General features: G+C 58.6%; 12 protein-coding genes. 9 read left to right on the plus strand and 3 right to left on the minus strand.

Going from position 1 to position 15,677, the window contains the following annotated elements:
- Positions 1-53 precede the first annotated feature (53 nt).
- Complete coding sequence (locus tag JQR90_RS19100) at positions 54-2,309, minus strand: ABC transporter permease subunit (protein WP_010796263.1); 2,256 nt, start codon at positions 2,307-2,309, stop codon at positions 54-56.
- 128 nt (positions 2,310-2,437) lie between these two features.
- Positions 2,438-3,409: a phosphate ABC transporter substrate-binding protein PstS gene (locus JQR90_RS19105; protein ID WP_010796264.1), complete on the minus strand. Its 972-nt coding sequence runs from the start codon at positions 3,407-3,409 to the stop codon at positions 2,438-2,440.
- A gap of 299 nt (positions 3,410-3,708) precedes the next feature.
- Between JQR90_RS19105 and JQR90_RS19110 the strand changes: the two genes are divergently transcribed.
- Together JQR90_RS19110 and JQR90_RS19115 are read left to right on the plus strand one after the other, a co-directional pair.
- Positions 3,709-5,016 (plus strand): MFS transporter, encoded by a 1,308-nt coding sequence (locus JQR90_RS19110; RefSeq protein ID WP_010796265.1) that lies wholly within the window; start codon positions 3,709-3,711, stop codon positions 5,014-5,016.
- Positions 5,017-5,046: 30 nt separating this feature from the next.
- Positions 5,047-6,225 (plus strand): M20 aminoacylase family protein, encoded by a 1,179-nt coding sequence (locus JQR90_RS19115; protein ID WP_010796266.1) that lies wholly within the window; start codon positions 5,047-5,049, stop codon positions 6,223-6,225.
- Between the two features lie 24 nt (positions 6,226-6,249).
- On the opposite strand, the gene JQR90_RS19120 is transcribed toward JQR90_RS19115, so the two are convergent.
- Complete coding sequence (locus tag JQR90_RS19120) at positions 6,250-7,560, minus strand: MFS transporter (protein ID WP_010796267.1); 1,311 nt, start codon at positions 7,558-7,560, stop codon at positions 6,250-6,252.
- A 539-nt stretch (positions 7,561-8,099) separates the two neighbouring features.
- Between JQR90_RS19120 and JQR90_RS19125 the strand changes: the two genes are divergently transcribed.
- From JQR90_RS19125 to tssG, 7 genes are all read left to right on the plus strand, one after another.
- Positions 8,100-8,498 (plus strand): acyl-CoA thioesterase, encoded by a 399-nt coding sequence (locus JQR90_RS19125; RefSeq protein WP_037030601.1) that lies wholly within the window; start codon positions 8,100-8,102, stop codon positions 8,496-8,498.
- 355 nt (positions 8,499-8,853) lie between these two features.
- Positions 8,854-10,416 carry a type VI secretion system protein TssA gene (gene tssA, locus JQR90_RS19130; protein ID WP_010796270.1) on the plus strand — a complete coding sequence of 521 codons (1,563 nt, stop codon included), beginning with the start codon at positions 8,854-8,856 and terminating at the stop codon, positions 10,414-10,416.
- 35 nt (positions 10,417-10,451) lie between these two features.
- Positions 10,452-10,958, plus strand: coding sequence for a type VI secretion system contractile sheath small subunit (tssB, locus tag JQR90_RS19135; protein WP_010796271.1), 507 nt, complete (start codon positions 10,452-10,454; stop codon positions 10,956-10,958).
- Between the two features lie 23 nt (positions 10,959-10,981).
- On the plus strand, positions 10,982-12,457 hold the full coding sequence (tssC, locus tag JQR90_RS19140) for a type VI secretion system contractile sheath large subunit (protein ID WP_010796272.1): 1,476 nt from the start codon (positions 10,982-10,984) through the stop codon (positions 12,455-12,457).
- An 11-nt stretch (positions 12,458-12,468) separates the two neighbouring features.
- Positions 12,469-12,876 carry a type VI secretion system baseplate subunit TssE gene (gene tssE / locus JQR90_RS19145; RefSeq protein WP_112297931.1) on the plus strand — a complete coding sequence of 136 codons (408 nt, stop codon included), beginning with the start codon at positions 12,469-12,471 and terminating at the stop codon, positions 12,874-12,876.
- 9 nt (positions 12,877-12,885) lie between these two features.
- Positions 12,886-14,703, plus strand: coding sequence for a type VI secretion system baseplate subunit TssF (tssF, locus tag JQR90_RS19150; RefSeq protein ID WP_434140239.1), 1,818 nt, complete (start codon positions 12,886-12,888; stop codon positions 14,701-14,703).
- Complete coding sequence (gene tssG / locus JQR90_RS19155; RefSeq protein WP_434140240.1) at positions 14,667-15,674, plus strand: type VI secretion system baseplate subunit TssG; 1,008 nt, start codon at positions 14,667-14,669, stop codon at positions 15,672-15,674. Before tssF ends, tssG begins: the two co-directional genes overlap by 37 nt.
- Positions 15,675-15,677 lie beyond the last annotated feature (3 nt).

A 15,677-nucleotide genomic window follows, 5' to 3' on the forward strand; every position in this document is an offset into this window, starting at 1 on the left:
TTCACTTATCAGTTCCAGCCCCTTCCAGGGTGCTACAGCCGCCAGGGCAGCGCTTACAACGAGGCATATTTCTTACGCAGTCGATGACGGATCATTTCCGCCAGCGTGTTCATCACGAAGGTGAAGGAAAGCAGCACCAGTGCCGCCAGGAACAATACGCGGTAATGCGTGCCGCCAACCTCCGACTCCGGCATTTCCACCGCCACGTTGGCCGCCAGGGTCCGCATACCTTCGAAGATATTGGCATCCATGATGGGGGTGTTACCGGTAGCCATCAGTACGATCATGGTCTCGCCCACGGCACGCCCCAGACCGATCATCAAGGCTGAGAAAATGCCTGGGCTGGCCGTCAGGATCACGACCCGGGTCAGGGTCTGCCACGGCGTTGCGCCCAGCGCCAGCGAACCGTAAGTCAAGCTGCGCGGCACGCTGAAAATGGCGTCTTCGGCAATGGAAAAGATATTCGGGATGATGGCAAACCCCATCGCCAGGCCTACGATCAAGGCGTTGCGCTGGTCATAGGTAATGTGGTGCTCATGCAGCCACAAACGCATATCACCATTGAACCACCAGGTTTCCAGATGAGGGCTCATGCTCAGCGCAAACCAGCCTGTAAGCAGCACCACAGGAATAAGCAGCAGGCTTTCCCAGCCGTCGGGCAGGCGAAAGCGAATGGATTCAGGCAGACGCGACCACACAAGCCCTGCCAGGACAATGCCGATCGGTACCAGCAGGATCAGGCTGAAAATTCCCGGCAGATGGCCCTCTACATAAGGAGCCAGGAACAGACCGGCGAAAAAGCCCAGAATTACGGTAGGCAGCGCTTCCATCAGTTCAATGACCGGCTTGACCTTGCGGCGCATGCGCGGCGCCATGAAATACGCGGTGTAGACCGCGGCAGCAATAGCCAGCGGGGCCGCCAGCAGCATGGCGTAGAACGCGGCCTTGAGCGTACCAAAGGTCAGTGGTGCCAAGCTCAGCTTGGGCTCGAAGTCATTGCTTGCCGAGGTGGATTGCCAGACATAGGACGGCTTTTCGTAGTTTTCGTACCAGACCTTGCCCCACAGGGCTGACCAGGAAATTTCCGGGTGTGGATTGTCCAGCGCGAAATTCATGAGCTGGCTGTCACGCTCAAGCAGGACATGGTTGGCCCGCGGCGAGAGCGCCAGCCGGCCGTTGCCGTCAGCGATCTTCTCGGCCAGCACCGTACGCCCGGCGGTGCTGTGGAAAACGCCCAGGTTGCCCTTTTCATCCAGTGCGATGAATCCCTTGCGCCGCTGCTCGGCCACGATCTGCGTGATCGGCGCGTCCTTGAGATGGAAAGTGCGAATGTGCTGAAGCTGGGGTTCGCCGTCCTTGCCACGTGCCATGAACCATTGGCTGATACCTCCCTTGGCATCGCCTACGAGCAGCGAAATCCCGCCAAGCAACTGCGCCGTCACGGTAACCTGGTTATGCGCATCATCGATCAGTCTGTAATGACCATTAAGGGTGCGGTCGCGCAGATCAAAAACATCTGCTGCCGAGCGCCCATTAATCACATACAGCCATTGACCCCGAGGGTCCAGATGCAACGCCTGCACCGTTTGTGAGAGGCGAGGCAAGTCGATTCGCTGCTGCTCAAGGGTGGTTTCGCCCGTCAGCATGTCTTCCGTACGGGTCAGCTTGAACACCAATAGTTCGGATGCATTGGACGCGGCCAGGGTCAACTCGCCTTCGCCTGCCGTCAGGCTCAGATGCTCCAGGGCGCGCCCCTCAGGATCGACCACGACCGGTGCCGGCCCGTAGGGATAATCGACCTGAGGCACGATGACCCGCTTGTTTTCAGGATAAGTCGACTTATAGATGTGTCGGACCAGCAGTGCCCGCCCATTGGAGAGCCCTAGTGCCAGCACCGGCTTAACCAAGTCCTGGGCAACCGAAACCACCTGGGTACCCGAGGGAATTGGCAAAGCCTGCCGACTCAGCTCCGTACCATCCTTGACCCTGAAAAAGACCAGATCGCCCGCCGGGGTGACCTGCATGCCGACTTCGTTCTGTTCCTCCACGCTAAGTACAAGTGGCGCTCCGGCCTGTTGTAGCCAGGCAGGTGTCTGTACGGCCTCGGCTGTCAGCGTAGCCCCTTTGAAGAGCGGCAGGACCACATAGGCCAGGTAGAAGAAGATCAGAGTGATCGCCGCCAGCACGGCCAACCCACCGACCAGCACGTACCACCGCGTGAAACGATCCATGCTGGCTCGCCAGCGGCGCTTGCGACGCATCGCAGGCGTATCGAAATCGATGCGTGCAGGGGATCGGGTTTGGTTCATGAATAGGAAGCCTGGTCCTTCGTCGCGCAGAGCCTAAAGACGAGATATGACAATCAGATGACAGTAATAAGACACGCCAATGCCCACCCGTGCAGAACACGGGCGGGCAACTGTAAAAGAAGCCGGGCTCAGAAGCCCAGATCTTTCCTGGCTTTTTCGGCAACCTTGGCTGGAATCGGAATATAACCGTCCTTCACGACTGCCTCTTGCCCTGCCTTGGACAGCACCATCTTCAGGAACTCGCTCTCCATCGGACTTAGGGGCTTGTTGGGTGCCTTGTTCACATAGATATAAAGGAAGCGGGACAGTGGATAACTACCATTCAGGGCATTCTGCTCAGTGTCTTCCACATACTTATCCGATCCTTTTTTAGCCAACGGTACGGTTCGCACGCTGGATGTCTTGTACCCGATACCGGAATAACCGACGCCGTTGAGCGACTGGCTAATGGATTGCACGACCGAAGCGGAGCCCGGCTGCTCATTCACGTTTGGCTTGAAGTCGCCCTTGCACAGCGCTTCTTCCTTGAAATATCCGTACGTGCCGGATACCGAATTTCGGCCAAACAACTGAATAGGCCGGTTGGCCCACTCGCCCGTCATGCCCAGGTCACCCCAGGTTCTGATGTCCTGTTTGCCACCGCAAAGTAGTGTGGATGAAAAGATGGCATCCACCTGTTCGATAGTCAGCCCCTTGATGGGGTTGTCTTTGTGGACAAACAGCGCCAGCGCATCCACTGCCACCGGGACCGCAGTCGGTCGGTAGCCATATTTCTGCTCGAACGCCTGAACCTCAGAATCCTTCATCCTGCGACTCATTGGTCCCAGGTTGGAAGTACCCTCGGTCAGGGCTGGAGGGGCCGTCGAGGAACCGGCCGCCTGCACTTGAATGTTTACACTGGGATAATTGCGCTTGTAGGTCTCGGCCCACAGAGTCATAAGGTTCGCGAGAGTATCCGAACCGACACTGGACAGGTTACCCGATACCCCACTGGCCTTCTGGTAATCCGGAAGCGCCGGGTCGATGGCCGCTACAGCAGTCGTTGCGCTGAGTCCCACAGCGGCAAACGTCATGGCGGCCATCAGCCTTTTGAATCTCATACCACATTCCTTGCAAGAATGATTGGGTGGCGCCCATTAGTGATAAGTGGGCATTGAGCCACTATATGACCAAAATATGAACATATTGTGACGCCACCCAAGCCCATGGGCCGTCGCGTCCATCCTATTAGGTGCACAGTGCACCATCGTAGCGCCTGCCTGCTGCGCTCAGGCGCCTGTACAGCACAGATTCTTCCCTCAGTTTCTAGCCGATCAGGCCACTTTCAGCGTGTTGACACCCTCCGGCGCGAACCTTGCTTGCCTAGCTATCGACCTCTGGCCGTCCAAGGAGATACCCCATGGCTCATGCGCTTCCTTCGCACGCCACCTCCGTTACGCCATCGGCAGTCGCCGCCCCACTCCCCCGCGCCAAACTGATCGCTGCTGCCAGCCTGGGTAACGGGCTGGAGATGTTCGATTTTACCGTCTTCAGTTTTTTCGCCAGTCTGATCGGCCAGTTGTACTTTCCCTCGGATACACCCTACGGTTCGCTGCTCATGGCCGTTGCTGTCTTTGGCGTTGGCTTTGTGATGCGCCCCCTGGGCAGCATGGTCCTGGGTGCCTATGCCGACCGTGCCGGACGCAAGGCGGCCATGCTGCTGACCATTCTGCTCATGGGATTGGGCAGCCTGTTTATCGCCTTGACGCCTACCCATGCCCAGATCGGGATTTTCGCACCCCTGCTTCTAGTGGTGGGGCGTCTGTTACAAGGCTTCTCAGCCGGTGGCGAGATTGGGGCAGCCACCGCGTTACTATTGGAATCAGCCAGCCGGGGTCGGCGCGGCTTTTATGTCAGTTGGCAAGTCATCAGCCAGGGCGGCAGCTCCCTATTGGGCGCCATGCTGGCTGCGATCCTGCACGGCTCGCTCAGCGAAGAGGCGCTGCATAGCTGGGGTTGGCGCGTACCCTTTCTGATCGGTCTACTGATTATTCCGGTTGGCCTCTACATCCGAGCCCACGTTGATGAAACCTACCAGCCACAAAGCGCTGACAAGCCAGAAGCCGCCCCGGTCATGGCTTTTCTGCGTAGCCATACCCGAGGGTTCCTGCTGGGCCTTTTGATCATCATGTCGGCCACGCTGATGACCTACATCATCCTGTTCTACATGCCGACGTACACCACCCGGGTCTCGCACCTTTCAGCCACAACGGCCTACTGGATGGGTACCGCCAGCAGTGCTGTCCTGATGATATCCGCCCTGTTCGCAGGGCTGGCGGCCGACCGCTTCGGCCACCACAAACGTCTGGCTGCTGTCGCCCTGGTGGTTGCCATTCTGGCTATCTACCCTGCCTTTGCCTGGCTGGACTCATCCGATACACAGGGGCTGGCTCTACTGTGCCGCCTGATCGTCGTTGCCGCTCTTGGCATGAACATGACGGCCGGTCTACTGCTTATCAGCGAGTCCCTGCCCCGCCCGGTCCGGGCGACCGGTCTTGCCATGACCTATGCCATCGGCGTCACCCTGTTCGGTGGCACGGCACAGTTCATCGTGACCTGGCTGCTGCAAGTCACACAAGCTCCACTGGCACCTGCCTGGTACCTGATCAGCATGCTATGCATCGGTCTGGCCGGCCTACTGGCCTTCCAGGAGCGCCACCTCGACTGATCTCGCCATGCGCCAACAAGAGGAATCCAAATGCCTATCGATACACTTCTTCGTGACGACGCTGCCTTGAGAATCGAAGACTTTCTACCCGACATGGTCAACCTCCGGCGGGATATCCACCAGCATCCTGAGCTGGGCTATGAGGAGCGTCGCACCAGCGACCTGGTAGCCGCCTCGCTCAGCGCCTGGGGGTATGAAGTCCATCGGGGGCTGGGCGGCACCGGCGTGGTTGGCACGCTCAGGGTCGGCTCGGGCAGCAAGCGACTTGGCATCCGCGCAGACATGGACGCCCTGCCCATTGTAGAGGCCACCGGTCTGCCCTATGCCAGTGCCAATGCCGGCCGGATGCACGCCTGCGGGCATGACGGTCACACCACAACCCTGCTGACAGCGGCCCGCTATCTGGCTGAGACACGCGCTTTTGACGGCACCCTTCATTTGATTTTTCAACCGGCCGAGGAAGGACTTGGCGGCGCATTGCGGATGATCGAAGACGGCTTATTCGACCTCTTTCCCTGCGATGCCGTGTTTGGCTTCCATAACATGCCGGGTGTACCGGCCGGCCACTTCTGCTTTGTAGAAGGACCGGCCATGGCCTCCGCCGATACTGCCGACCTGCGTATTGTCGGCCAGGGTGGTCATGGCGCCGTACCGCACAAGGCCGTCGACCCTGTTGTCGCCAGTGCATCGACAATCATGGCGTTGCAAAGCATCGTGTCGCGCAATATCGATCCGCTGGAAACAGCAGTCATCAGCATAGGAAGTATTCATGGCGGCCATGCCAATAACGTCATTCCCGATGCGGTAGACATGAAGCTGACGATTCGCGCCTTCAGCAACAGCGTGCGTGATCAGCTGGAGCAGCGTATCCGCGCGGTTACCCAGGCCCAAGCGGAAAGCTTTGGCGCGACTGCCCAGCTGGATTACCGTCGCGGCTATCCGGTACTGGTCAACCATACCCAGGAAACTGCGTTTGCACGATCAGTGGCAGAAGAGTGTTTTGGCAGCCAGTCCATTGTGCCGAATTTTGCGCCTATCAGCGCCAGCGAGGATTTCGCCTATATGCTTGAGCGGTGTCCGGGGTGTTATCTGTTCATTGGCAATGGCAACAGCGCCAGCCTGCACAACCCCGCCTACGACTTCAATGACGCCCTGCTGCCCATTGGGGCACGCTACTGGGCCAAGCTTGCCGAACGCTACCTCGTCTGAGGCAGCGTTCGAGTACGCGAAGGATCAGGCCGCAACCGGTACGACACGGCGCTCCTGGCTAAGCAGCCAGGCGCCCACCAGCATGCCCAGAATGGCTAGGCCGACCACGTAATAGGCCGGCCCCAACGGATGCTGCTTGAGCATCAGCGTCACGATCATCGGCGTCAGGCCGCCAAAGATGGCATAGGCTAGGTTATAGGAGAACGACAGGCCCGAGAAACGTACCTCGGCCGGGAACGCCAGTACCATGACACGCGGCACGCTCCCGATCACCCCAACTGACAAGCCTGCCAGCGCATACAGCGGGAACAGCCATTCCGGATGCGTCTTGAGGCTGGCGTACATCGTCCAGGATATGATTCCCAGGAGCGCACCGCCGATCAAAAAGATCCGTCCGCTGCCAAAGCGGTCGGACAGCGAGCCCGATATGATGCAACCCACGGTCAGGAACACGATTGCCAGGCTATTGGCTCTGAGCGCTACCGCGGCAGAGAAGCCATATTGAGTCTGCAACAGCGTGGGCGTCATGAGAATAACGACCACGATACCGGCGGTCAGCATCCAGGTCAGCAGCATGGATACGACAACGGCTCCCCGGTGATCACGCAGGACCGCCTTGAGCGGCACTTCACTGGCCAGCGACTTGCGTAGCTGAAGCTCAGCGAAGACCGGGGTCTCATGCAGCCAACGGCGTAAATACACCGAGAATAATCCGAATACGCCACCGATCAAGAAAGGAAAACGCCACGCATAATCGTGCACTTCAACGGGCGTAAATACGGTATTGATCAGCGTCGCCATCAGCGAGCCGAGCAGGATGCCAAAGGTCAACCCGGCCGTCAGCGTACCGCAGGCATAGCCCACATGACGATTCGGGACATGCTCGGCCACGAATACCCACGCACCCGGCACCTCACCGCCAATGGCAGCCCCCTGGATGATGCGCAACAGCAATAGTAGCAGCGGTGCAGCAATGCCGATCTGGGCGTATGTTGGCATCAGGCCCATACCCAGCGTGGGCAGTGCCATCATGAAGATGCTGAGCGTAAACATCTTCTTGCGTCCTAAGAGATCGCCAAAGTGGGCCATGATCACGCCCCCCAGCGGACGTGCCAGATAGCCCGCGGCAAAGATGCCGAAGGTCTGGATCTGGCGCAGCCACTCGGGCATCTCGGCAGGAAAGAACAACTTGCTTACTACGGCGGCGAAAAACACGAAGATCACGAAGTCGTAAAATTCGAGCGCGCCACCCAAGGCGGACAGGGAAAGGGTCTTATAGTCACTGCGCCCTAACGGGCGTGATTCGGGCAAGGCGGAATGGGATTGCGGTCTCATGGCTCAAGTCTCGTTAGAATTATATGCACACGTTCGCGCTAGACCGTGGAACCTGGACAAGCAGGGTTTTCCCGCACACAGGTTCGAGCTACACCGGTGAACGTCTCCCCTAGTTAAGCAGGGAGACCGTAAATCCGCACAAGGCGGAGACGAGACATTAATACAAGAGCGAGAACCAGGGAAATGAAAAGCCGTGTGAGCACTGGGCCGTGATACGTTCGCTCCGTCATCTTGTGGACAACATTGCGAACCTGGCCCGAACCGGTTGAACGCAAACCATCACCTGTGTAGCCATGACACGGCCCGGTCGGGTCTGTCATGTGCAAACCTGCACGATATCAAATTCAAATACCGACGCCCAAGCCGTTCGGCGAATTTATTTAAACTGTCAACACCCTGTCGTACCTGACCGGCACAGTCTATATACTGCCCAGGATCAGACGACATTCGACACGCCCGGTCAGGTTGGCCATATTCTTGCTTTAAAAGGTCTCCCAGCCATCAAAATTGAAAAGGGCTCCAGGGGCGCCCCGCGCATGATTGAAGAACTCGAACAAGAAGATCCAATACCTCAAGGCGATCTGGCCATGCAGATCACCGCACTCCCACGCGAAACGAACGGGTTTGGCGATATCTATGGCGGCTGGCTCGTCGCCCAGATGGACCTGGCCGGCACGTCCATGGCCAGTCGAATCGCTCAGGGTCGCGTCGCCACGGTTGCCATCGACCGCATGGCATTTCTCGTCCCGGTTCCGGTGGGTGCGCAGCTTTCTTTCTATACCCAGGCGCTGGAAGTAGGTCGTAGTTCGATTCGCATGATGGTTGAAGTTTGGAGCGATGATCCTCTCTCCAACGAATGGAGCAAGGTGACCGAAGCCGCCTTCGTTTTTGTCGCCATCGACGGCAGCGGCCGTACCCGCTCCGTTCCTCGCCGCTAGATTCTGCGAAAAAAGCGGGCAGCCAAGGGTGCTTTTTGTTAAGCGCCCTATGCAAAGCACGTCACGCTTGGTAGCAAATTGCCCACTCTAGACGCAACGGTTGCCACAGGTAACCGTTCGTCTCGGTAACAAATACCGCTGGGTCATCAATTCTTCTAAATGTTCAAACGGTCACATTTGCCGCCTTGTTCTAGAGGGCTTCGCTCTTTAGGATGCGCACCATTACTCATGTGCGCAATTTGCTGCACATTGAGCTGTGCAATGAATTGCACAGAATTTCGTGGGGACGATTGGCCTGGATGGCCGCTCACTATCGCTCCCCCTAAAGCAATGGATGCTTCAGCAAGGTCACGGAATGACGTTCTCCAGTTCACTCGCTACGCATTATCTGGCCCTGGCCGAACAGCCCATCGAAGCGGGCAACTTCGGCGGCGAGGACGCGCGATATTCCAGCGAGTATGAACAGCTCGAAGCCGAGCTAGCCAAAGCCTCTTCCCTTCATCAAAGCGGCCAGATCGATTGGCAGATGATTTGTGACGGCAGCGAATCACTGCTGCGTACCCAATCCAAAGACCTGCGTGTAGCCGCCTGGCTGGTCTGGGCCTTGTATCAGCGCGAGCGCTTCACTGGCTTGCAGGCAGGTATCGCCTTGCTTCATGCCCTGTGCACCCAGCATTGGGATGCGCTACATCCACGCAAGGTACGTACGCGCGGTGCGGCCCTGGGCTGGCTGCTGACGCGTCTGGAGCCTGTACTGTCGGACTGCGCGCCAACCTCCGAACAGCTCCCGCTGTTCCAGCAACTGATAGAGCACCTGAAGGCACTGGATGCCTGCCTGTCCACACATCTAGGCGAAGAGGCTCCCTTGTTACTGCCGCTGTGCCGGCGGGTAGACGATCAGGTAAAGCGTGCCGGTCAGACGGCGACCCCAACGACAGCATCCAACGCCCCTTCGGTTGCACCCACGCTGGCTTCGTCTTCATCCAACGTGCCAACCGGGCCGATCGAAAACGACAAGGATGCCCATAAGGCCCTTCGCGCCCAGCAGGACAGCGCTCGTCTCCTGTGCACTTGGTGGACCCGGCAAAAGGCGACGGACATTCGTCCGCTACGTCTGAATCGTGCCCTGCTGTGGCTGGGCATCGACAGCGTACCCGAGCACAACGCCGAACAGATCACGGCGCTTCGTGGACTTCCCACCGACAAGATCGCCTCCTATAAGGAGCGTTTCGAGCAAGGTCAGTATGCTGAATTGCTGGTGGATCTGGAGGCCAGCCTGGCACGTGCACCCTTCTGGTTCGATGGGCAACGCCTGGCCTGGGAATGCCTGCAGGCACTAGGCGCTGAAGCCTCCCTGAGGGAAGTCGAAATGCCCTTCGCCCTCTTTCTGGCCCGCGTACCTGGCATCGTGGAGCTGCGCTTCCATGACGGTCAGCCCTTTGCCGATGCCGAAACACGCGCCTGGATCAGCGCCCATGTCATCCCACATACCCAGGCTCCCAGCGCGCCACGCGAGGCGGCTTCGAATAGTGGCAATAATCGTCCCGCCTGGGACGAAGCACTGGCTGCACTGCTGCCTACCCTGCGAAAGGATGGCCTCAAGCAGGCGGTTCAGACACTCAAGCAGGGCATGACCACCGCACAAGGCGGCCGTGAGCGATTTTTCTGGCAACTCACCCTCGCCCGCCTCTGCTTCCAGGCCAAGAAATACGACCTGGCCAAGACCCAATTGCAAACACTCGACGAGACCCTGCAACGCAGCGGTCTGGCCGACTGGGAACCCGAACTCGCCCTGGAGGTTTTGCAGCTGCTCTATCAGTGCTGCGAACTGCTGCCTCAGAACCCTGGACTACGAGACTACAAGGACGAGCTTTACCGCAGGTTGTGCCACATCGATCTCGAAGTGGTACTTGATTGAGGCCGCACGGCCTTCACACAGAAAGGAGAAATGCCATGGCCAAAGAAGGCTCGGTAGCCCCCAAGGAACGCATCAACGTCACCTTCAAACCCGCCACTGGCAATGTTCAGGAAGAACAGGAACTGCCTCTGAAGCTAATGGTTCTGGGCGACTTTACCCAGCGCGCAGACGATCGCAAGGTCGAGGATCGCAAGCCGATCAGCATCGACAAGAACAACTTCGATGAAGTCCTGGGCAAACAGGAACTGGCGCTGAACCTGAGCGTACCGAACCGCCTGCAGGATGATGCGCAAGGTGAAGAGCTGAGCGTCAGCCTGAACATCAATACGATGAAGGACTTCAACCCTGCCAACATCGTGGATCAGGTGCCGGAGCTGAAGAAACTGATGGAACTGCGTGATGCCCTCGTCGCACTGAAAGGCCCGCTGGGTAACGCCCCTGCTTTCCGCAAGGCTATCGAAAGCGTACTGGCGGACGATGACTCCCGCGAACGCGTACTGGGCGAACTCGGTTTGGCCGCCAAAGCCGACCAGGACGCTTGAACCAAGGACAAGGAAGAGTTCAGATGAGTACCAATACCGCTCTCGAAGCGACTCAAGTAACAGGCGAAGCCGGCATTCTTGACCGTATCATCGCTGAAACCAAGCTCACACCTGATGACGAAGCTTATGGCATTGCCAAGCGGGGCGTATCTGCCTTCATCGAAGAGCTGCTCAAGCCGCAGAACGAAAAAGAGCCGGTCAAGAAGGCCCTGGTCGACCGCATGATCGCCGAGATCGATGCCAAGCTCAGCCGCCAGATGGACGAAATCCTTCACCACGCCGAGTTCCAATCGCTGGAGTCCTCCTGGCGTGGTCTGCAGATGCTGGTCGACCGCACCGATTTCCGTGAGAACAACAAGGTCGAGATCCTGAACGTATCCAAGCAGGACCTGCTGGAAGACTTCGAGGACTCGCCGGAAATCGTTCAGTCCGGCCTGTACAAGCACATCTATACAGCCGAATACGGCCAGTTCGGTGGCGAGCCGGTTGGCGCGATCATTGCCAACTACTTCTTCGACCCGAGCTCTCCAGACGTGAAGACCATGCAGCATGTGGCCAGCGTTGCGGCCATGGCGCATGCGCCCTTCGTTGCGGCAGCCGGTCCGAAGTTCTTTGGTCTAGAGGCGTTTACAGGTCTGCCCGACCTGAAAGACATGAAAGATCACTTCGAGGGCCCGCAATTCACCAAGTGGCAGAGCTTCCGCGAGCAGGAAGACTCCCGTTATGTAGGCCTGACCCTGCCCCGCTTCCTGCTGCGTACGCCTTATGACCCGGAAGAAAACCCGGTCAAGAGCTTTGTCTACAAGGAAAACGTCTCCAGCAGCCACGAGCATTACCTGTGGGGCAACACCGCGTATGCCTTCGCGACTCGCCTGACCAGCAGCTTCGCCAAATTCCGCTGGTGTCCGAACATCATTGGCCCCCAGAGCGGTGGCGCGGTAGAAGACCTGCCCCTGCACCATTTCGAAAGCATGGGTGAAATCGAGACCAAGATTCCGACCGAAGTGCTGGTTTCAGATCGCCGCGAGTACGAGCTGGCCGAGGAAGGCTTCATCGCGCTGACCATGCGCAAGGGTAGCGATAACGCGGCATTCTTCTCTGCCAACTCCGTACAGAAGCCGAAGTTCTTTGGTAACAGCGAAGAAGGCAAGAACGCCGAGATGAACTACAAGCTAGGCACCCAACTGCCCTACCTGTTCATCGTCAGCCGTCTGGCGCACTATCTGAAGGTCCTGCAGCGCGAGCAGCTGGGCAGCACCAAGGAACGTACCGACCTTGAGCTTGAGCTGAACAAGTGGATCCGTCAGTACGTGGCCGACCAGGAAAACCCCAGTGCTGAGGTTCGCGGTCGCCGTCCTCTGCGCGCTGCCAGTATCAAGGTCACCGAGGTGGATGGCGAGCCGGGCTGGTACCGTGTCGGCCTGAGCGTGCGTCCGCACTTCAAGTACATGGGCGCGGATTTCACACTGTCCCTGGTTGGCAAGCTGGACAAAGAGTGAGCAGGAGCCAGGTGATGAGCTACGGCAGTCTGTTCGAGCGTCTTTCCGGGGAAGCGGATCAACGTGCCCGCCTGACCCGGGAGCAAGCCGTTACGGCATCGGTCGCCTCTCATCTGGCCAAAATGCTCAGCACCCGTGCGGGCAGCGTGCAAACGCAGCCCGACTACGGGTTGCCCGATCTGAACGACATGCGTCTGTCCCTGCATGATTCGCTGAATCAGGCGCGTGTCGCTATCGAACGCTTTATCGACGCCTACGAGCCCCGTTTATTCAGCGTTCGAGTGTTATCCCTGCCCCGCAGTCATGATCCGCTGACCCTGAGCTTTATTCTCGAAGGCTGGCTGGACGTGGACGGGATCAAGAAGCAGGTCAGTTTTACCGCACGCCTGGATGGCAGCGGACAAGTGAAGGTCAGCTAAGGAAAGCACATGTCGTTCAATCACTATTACCAGAGCGAGCTGTCCGCGCTACGGCAGCTGGGCAAGCGCTTCTCCGAGCGCAGCCCGGCCCTGGCACCGTTCCTGGGTCAGGGCGGTCGGGATCCGGATGTCGAGCGCCTGATGGAAGGTTTTGCCTTTCTGACTGGACGCCTGCGCCAGAAGCTCGACGACGAGCTGCCAGAGCTGACCCACTCCCTGATGCACCTGCTGTGGCCAAACTACATGCGCCCGCTACCGGCGTTCAGCATGCTTCAGTTCGACCCGCTCAAGCGTCCCGGTGGAGCCATTACCGTTGCACGCAACACGCCGGTGGAAGCGCGTCCGGTACAGGACGTAAGCTGCCGCTTCCGGACCTGTTTTGCTACAGACGTGCTACCGCTGGAACTGTCCGCATTGGAGTACTCTGCCAAAGGCGAAGGCGCCCTGCTCAACCTGCGCCTGACCCTGAGCGCCGAAGGCCACCTGGGCGATATCGGCCTCAAACGCCTACGCCTGCATCTGGCCGGTGAGCGTTACATCAGCCAGACCTTGTACCTGGCACTGCTGCGTCATCTGGAAGGTGTCCAGCTGATACCGCTGGATGCCGACAACAAGCCGGTCAAGTCTCCCGACGATACGCCGATCCAGTTCAAGCTGGGGGCTGACCGACTGCGTGCGGTAGGTGTCGACGAGGAAGAAGCGCTGATCCCTTACCCGCACAATACCTTTCGGGGTTACCGCTTCCTGCAGGAGTACTTTGCCTTCCAGGACAAGTTCCTGTTCGTCGAGCTTGATGGGCTGAGCATCGTCAATGCGCTGCCTCAAGAGATCATCAAGAAGACGCGCGGCCTGGAGCTACGCTTCGATCTGCGCAAGGTGGGCAGCCAGCGTCTTCGCCCCACCCGTGACAACGTACGCCTCTATTGCACGCCGATCGTAAACCTGTTCAACCATGACGCCCTGCCCATCCGCCTGGATGGCAAGCAGGACGAGTACCTGTTGCTGCCGGCCGAATACGATACCGAGCACTGCGGCGTCTATTCCGTTGAGCGCGTGACCGGCTGGCGACCCGGCGGCATGGGCTATGAAGACTATGTGCCGTTCGAATCTTTCGAGCACGACGCAAGCTTCGATGTGCCCAAGGCGCGCCCGCATTACAGCGTGCGCCAGCGCACCTCGATCCTGCATGACGGCGTCGACACGTATCTATCGTTCGGCATTCAGGAGTCAGGCAGTCGCTTTGGTGATGCCGTAGCCCAGGAGCGCCACGAAACGCTGTCTATCGAGCTCGTCTGCACCAACCAGAATTTACCGTTGCAACTCAAGCTGGGCGACATCTGCCTGCCTAGCGAAGACACGCCGGAGTTCTTGAGCTTTCGCAATATCACTACCGCGACACCGTGCTATGCGCCGCCACTGTCACGCGATTTCCTGTGGAAGCTCATTTCCAATATGTCGCTGAATTACCTGTCGCTCTCCGATGTAGAGGCGCTCAAGGTGATTCTCGAAACCTATGACCTGCCGCGCTACTACGACCAGCATGCAGAAAAGATCAGCCGTCGCCAGTTAGGTGCCCTAAAAAGCATCAGCCACAAGCCGGTTGACCGACTCCACCGTGGACTACCCGTTCGCGGTATCAGCACCGAGCTGACCATGGACCCGGAAGGCTTTCTGGGCGAAGGCGATCTGTTTGTCTTCGCCTCGGTCCTCAATGAATTTTTCGCGTTGTACGCCAGCCTCAATTCCTACCATGAGCTGCGCGTGAAAAGCACACAAGGAGAGGTGTACCAATGGACGCCGCGCATGGGGCAACAGCCCTTGCTTTGAGCTCGCTGAGCTGCGGTATCCGTGAGTACACCCTCTTTCAGGGCATACAGCGAGTACTGGAGAAGCTTAGACAGAACAATCCCGACCTGGATGACGAAGCGCTCTACGACCGCCTCGAATTTCAGGCCAACCCGAGCCTGGGTTTTCCGGGTAGCGATATCGATCGTATCGAGTTCTTCGAAGAAGACGGTGAGATGCGCGCGCGGATGCGCCTGAACCTGGTCAGCCTGGCGGGTGCCGGCTCGCCCTTGCCTGCGTTTTATAGCGAGCAGGCATTGGGGGATGGCCCCTCCGGTAATCCGACCCGCGAGTTTCTGGATCTTTTCAATCATCGCTTCCAGCGCCTGTTGCTGCCGATCTGGCGCAAGTACCGCTACAACGCCAGCTTCCAACGTGGCGCCATGGATGATTTTTCCGCCCAGCTGTTCGCCCTGATCGGCCTGCGTGGCGAGACGATTCGCCAGTCGCAGGAACTCAACTGGAAGCGTCTGCTGCCCTATCTGGGCCTGCTGAGCCTGCGCGCTCACTCGGCGGCCTTGATCGAAGCAGTGCTGCGCTACTACTTCAAGCATGCCGCCATGCATATCGAGCAGTGCATCGAACGTCAGGTGCAGATCTCTACCGATCAACAGAACCGCCTGGGCCTGGGCAACAGCACCCTGGGTGAGAACCTGGTGCTGGGGCAACAGGTGCGTGATCGCAGCGGCAAGTTTCGTATTCATATCCGCGAGCTGGACTGGAACCGCTTCCACGAATTTCTTCCCATTGGCGCAGGTTATGCGCCGCTATGCGCCTTGGTGCGCTTCACGTTGCGCGATCCGCTGGACTACGACCTGCGTCTGGAATTGCGCACCGATGCCATCCGCGAGCTGCGGCTTGGCGCCGATAACCCGTGCCGCCTGGGTTGGACCAGCTGGCTTGGCCATGAACATGCGGACGGCGTCGTAACGCTGGCCGGCAAGACTCATTAAGGA

The organism is Pseudomonas sp. JZ114, from assembly GCF_051027705.1.
Taxonomy (GTDB): Bacteria; Pseudomonadota; Gammaproteobacteria; order Pseudomonadales; family Pseudomonadaceae; genus Chryseomonas; species Chryseomonas luteola.

Bases quoted from the DNA above. Each gene is read 5' to 3' on its own strand.
- JQR90_RS19110 (WP_010796265.1), top strand. From the start codon at position 3,709: ATGGCTCATGCGCTTCCTTCGCACGCCACCTCCGTTACGCCATCGGCA.
- tssA (WP_010796270.1), top strand. From the start codon at position 8,854: ATGACGTTCTCCAGTTCACTCGCTACGCATTATCTGGCCCTGGCCGAA.
- tssG (WP_434140240.1), top strand. From the start codon at position 14,667: ATGGACGCCGCGCATGGGGCAACAGCCCTTGCTTTGAGCTCGCTGAGC.
- tssF (WP_434140239.1), top strand. From the start codon at position 12,886: ATGTCGTTCAATCACTATTACCAGAGCGAGCTGTCCGCGCTACGGCAG.
- JQR90_RS19115 (WP_010796266.1), top strand. From the start codon at position 5,047: ATGCCTATCGATACACTTCTTCGTGACGACGCTGCCTTGAGAATCGAA.
- tssB (WP_010796271.1), top strand. From the start codon at position 10,452: ATGGCCAAAGAAGGCTCGGTAGCCCCCAAGGAACGCATCAACGTCACC.
- JQR90_RS19120 (WP_010796267.1), bottom strand. From the start codon at position 7,560: ATGAGACCGCAATCCCATTCCGCCTTGCCCGAATCACGCCCGTTAGGG.
- JQR90_RS19100 (WP_010796263.1), bottom strand. From the start codon at position 2,309: ATGAACCAAACCCGATCCCCTGCACGCATCGATTTCGATACGCCTGCG.
- JQR90_RS19105 (WP_010796264.1), bottom strand. From the start codon at position 3,409: ATGAGATTCAAAAGGCTGATGGCCGCCATGACGTTTGCCGCTGTGGGA.
- tssC (WP_010796272.1), top strand. From the start codon at position 10,982: ATGAGTACCAATACCGCTCTCGAAGCGACTCAAGTAACAGGCGAAGCC.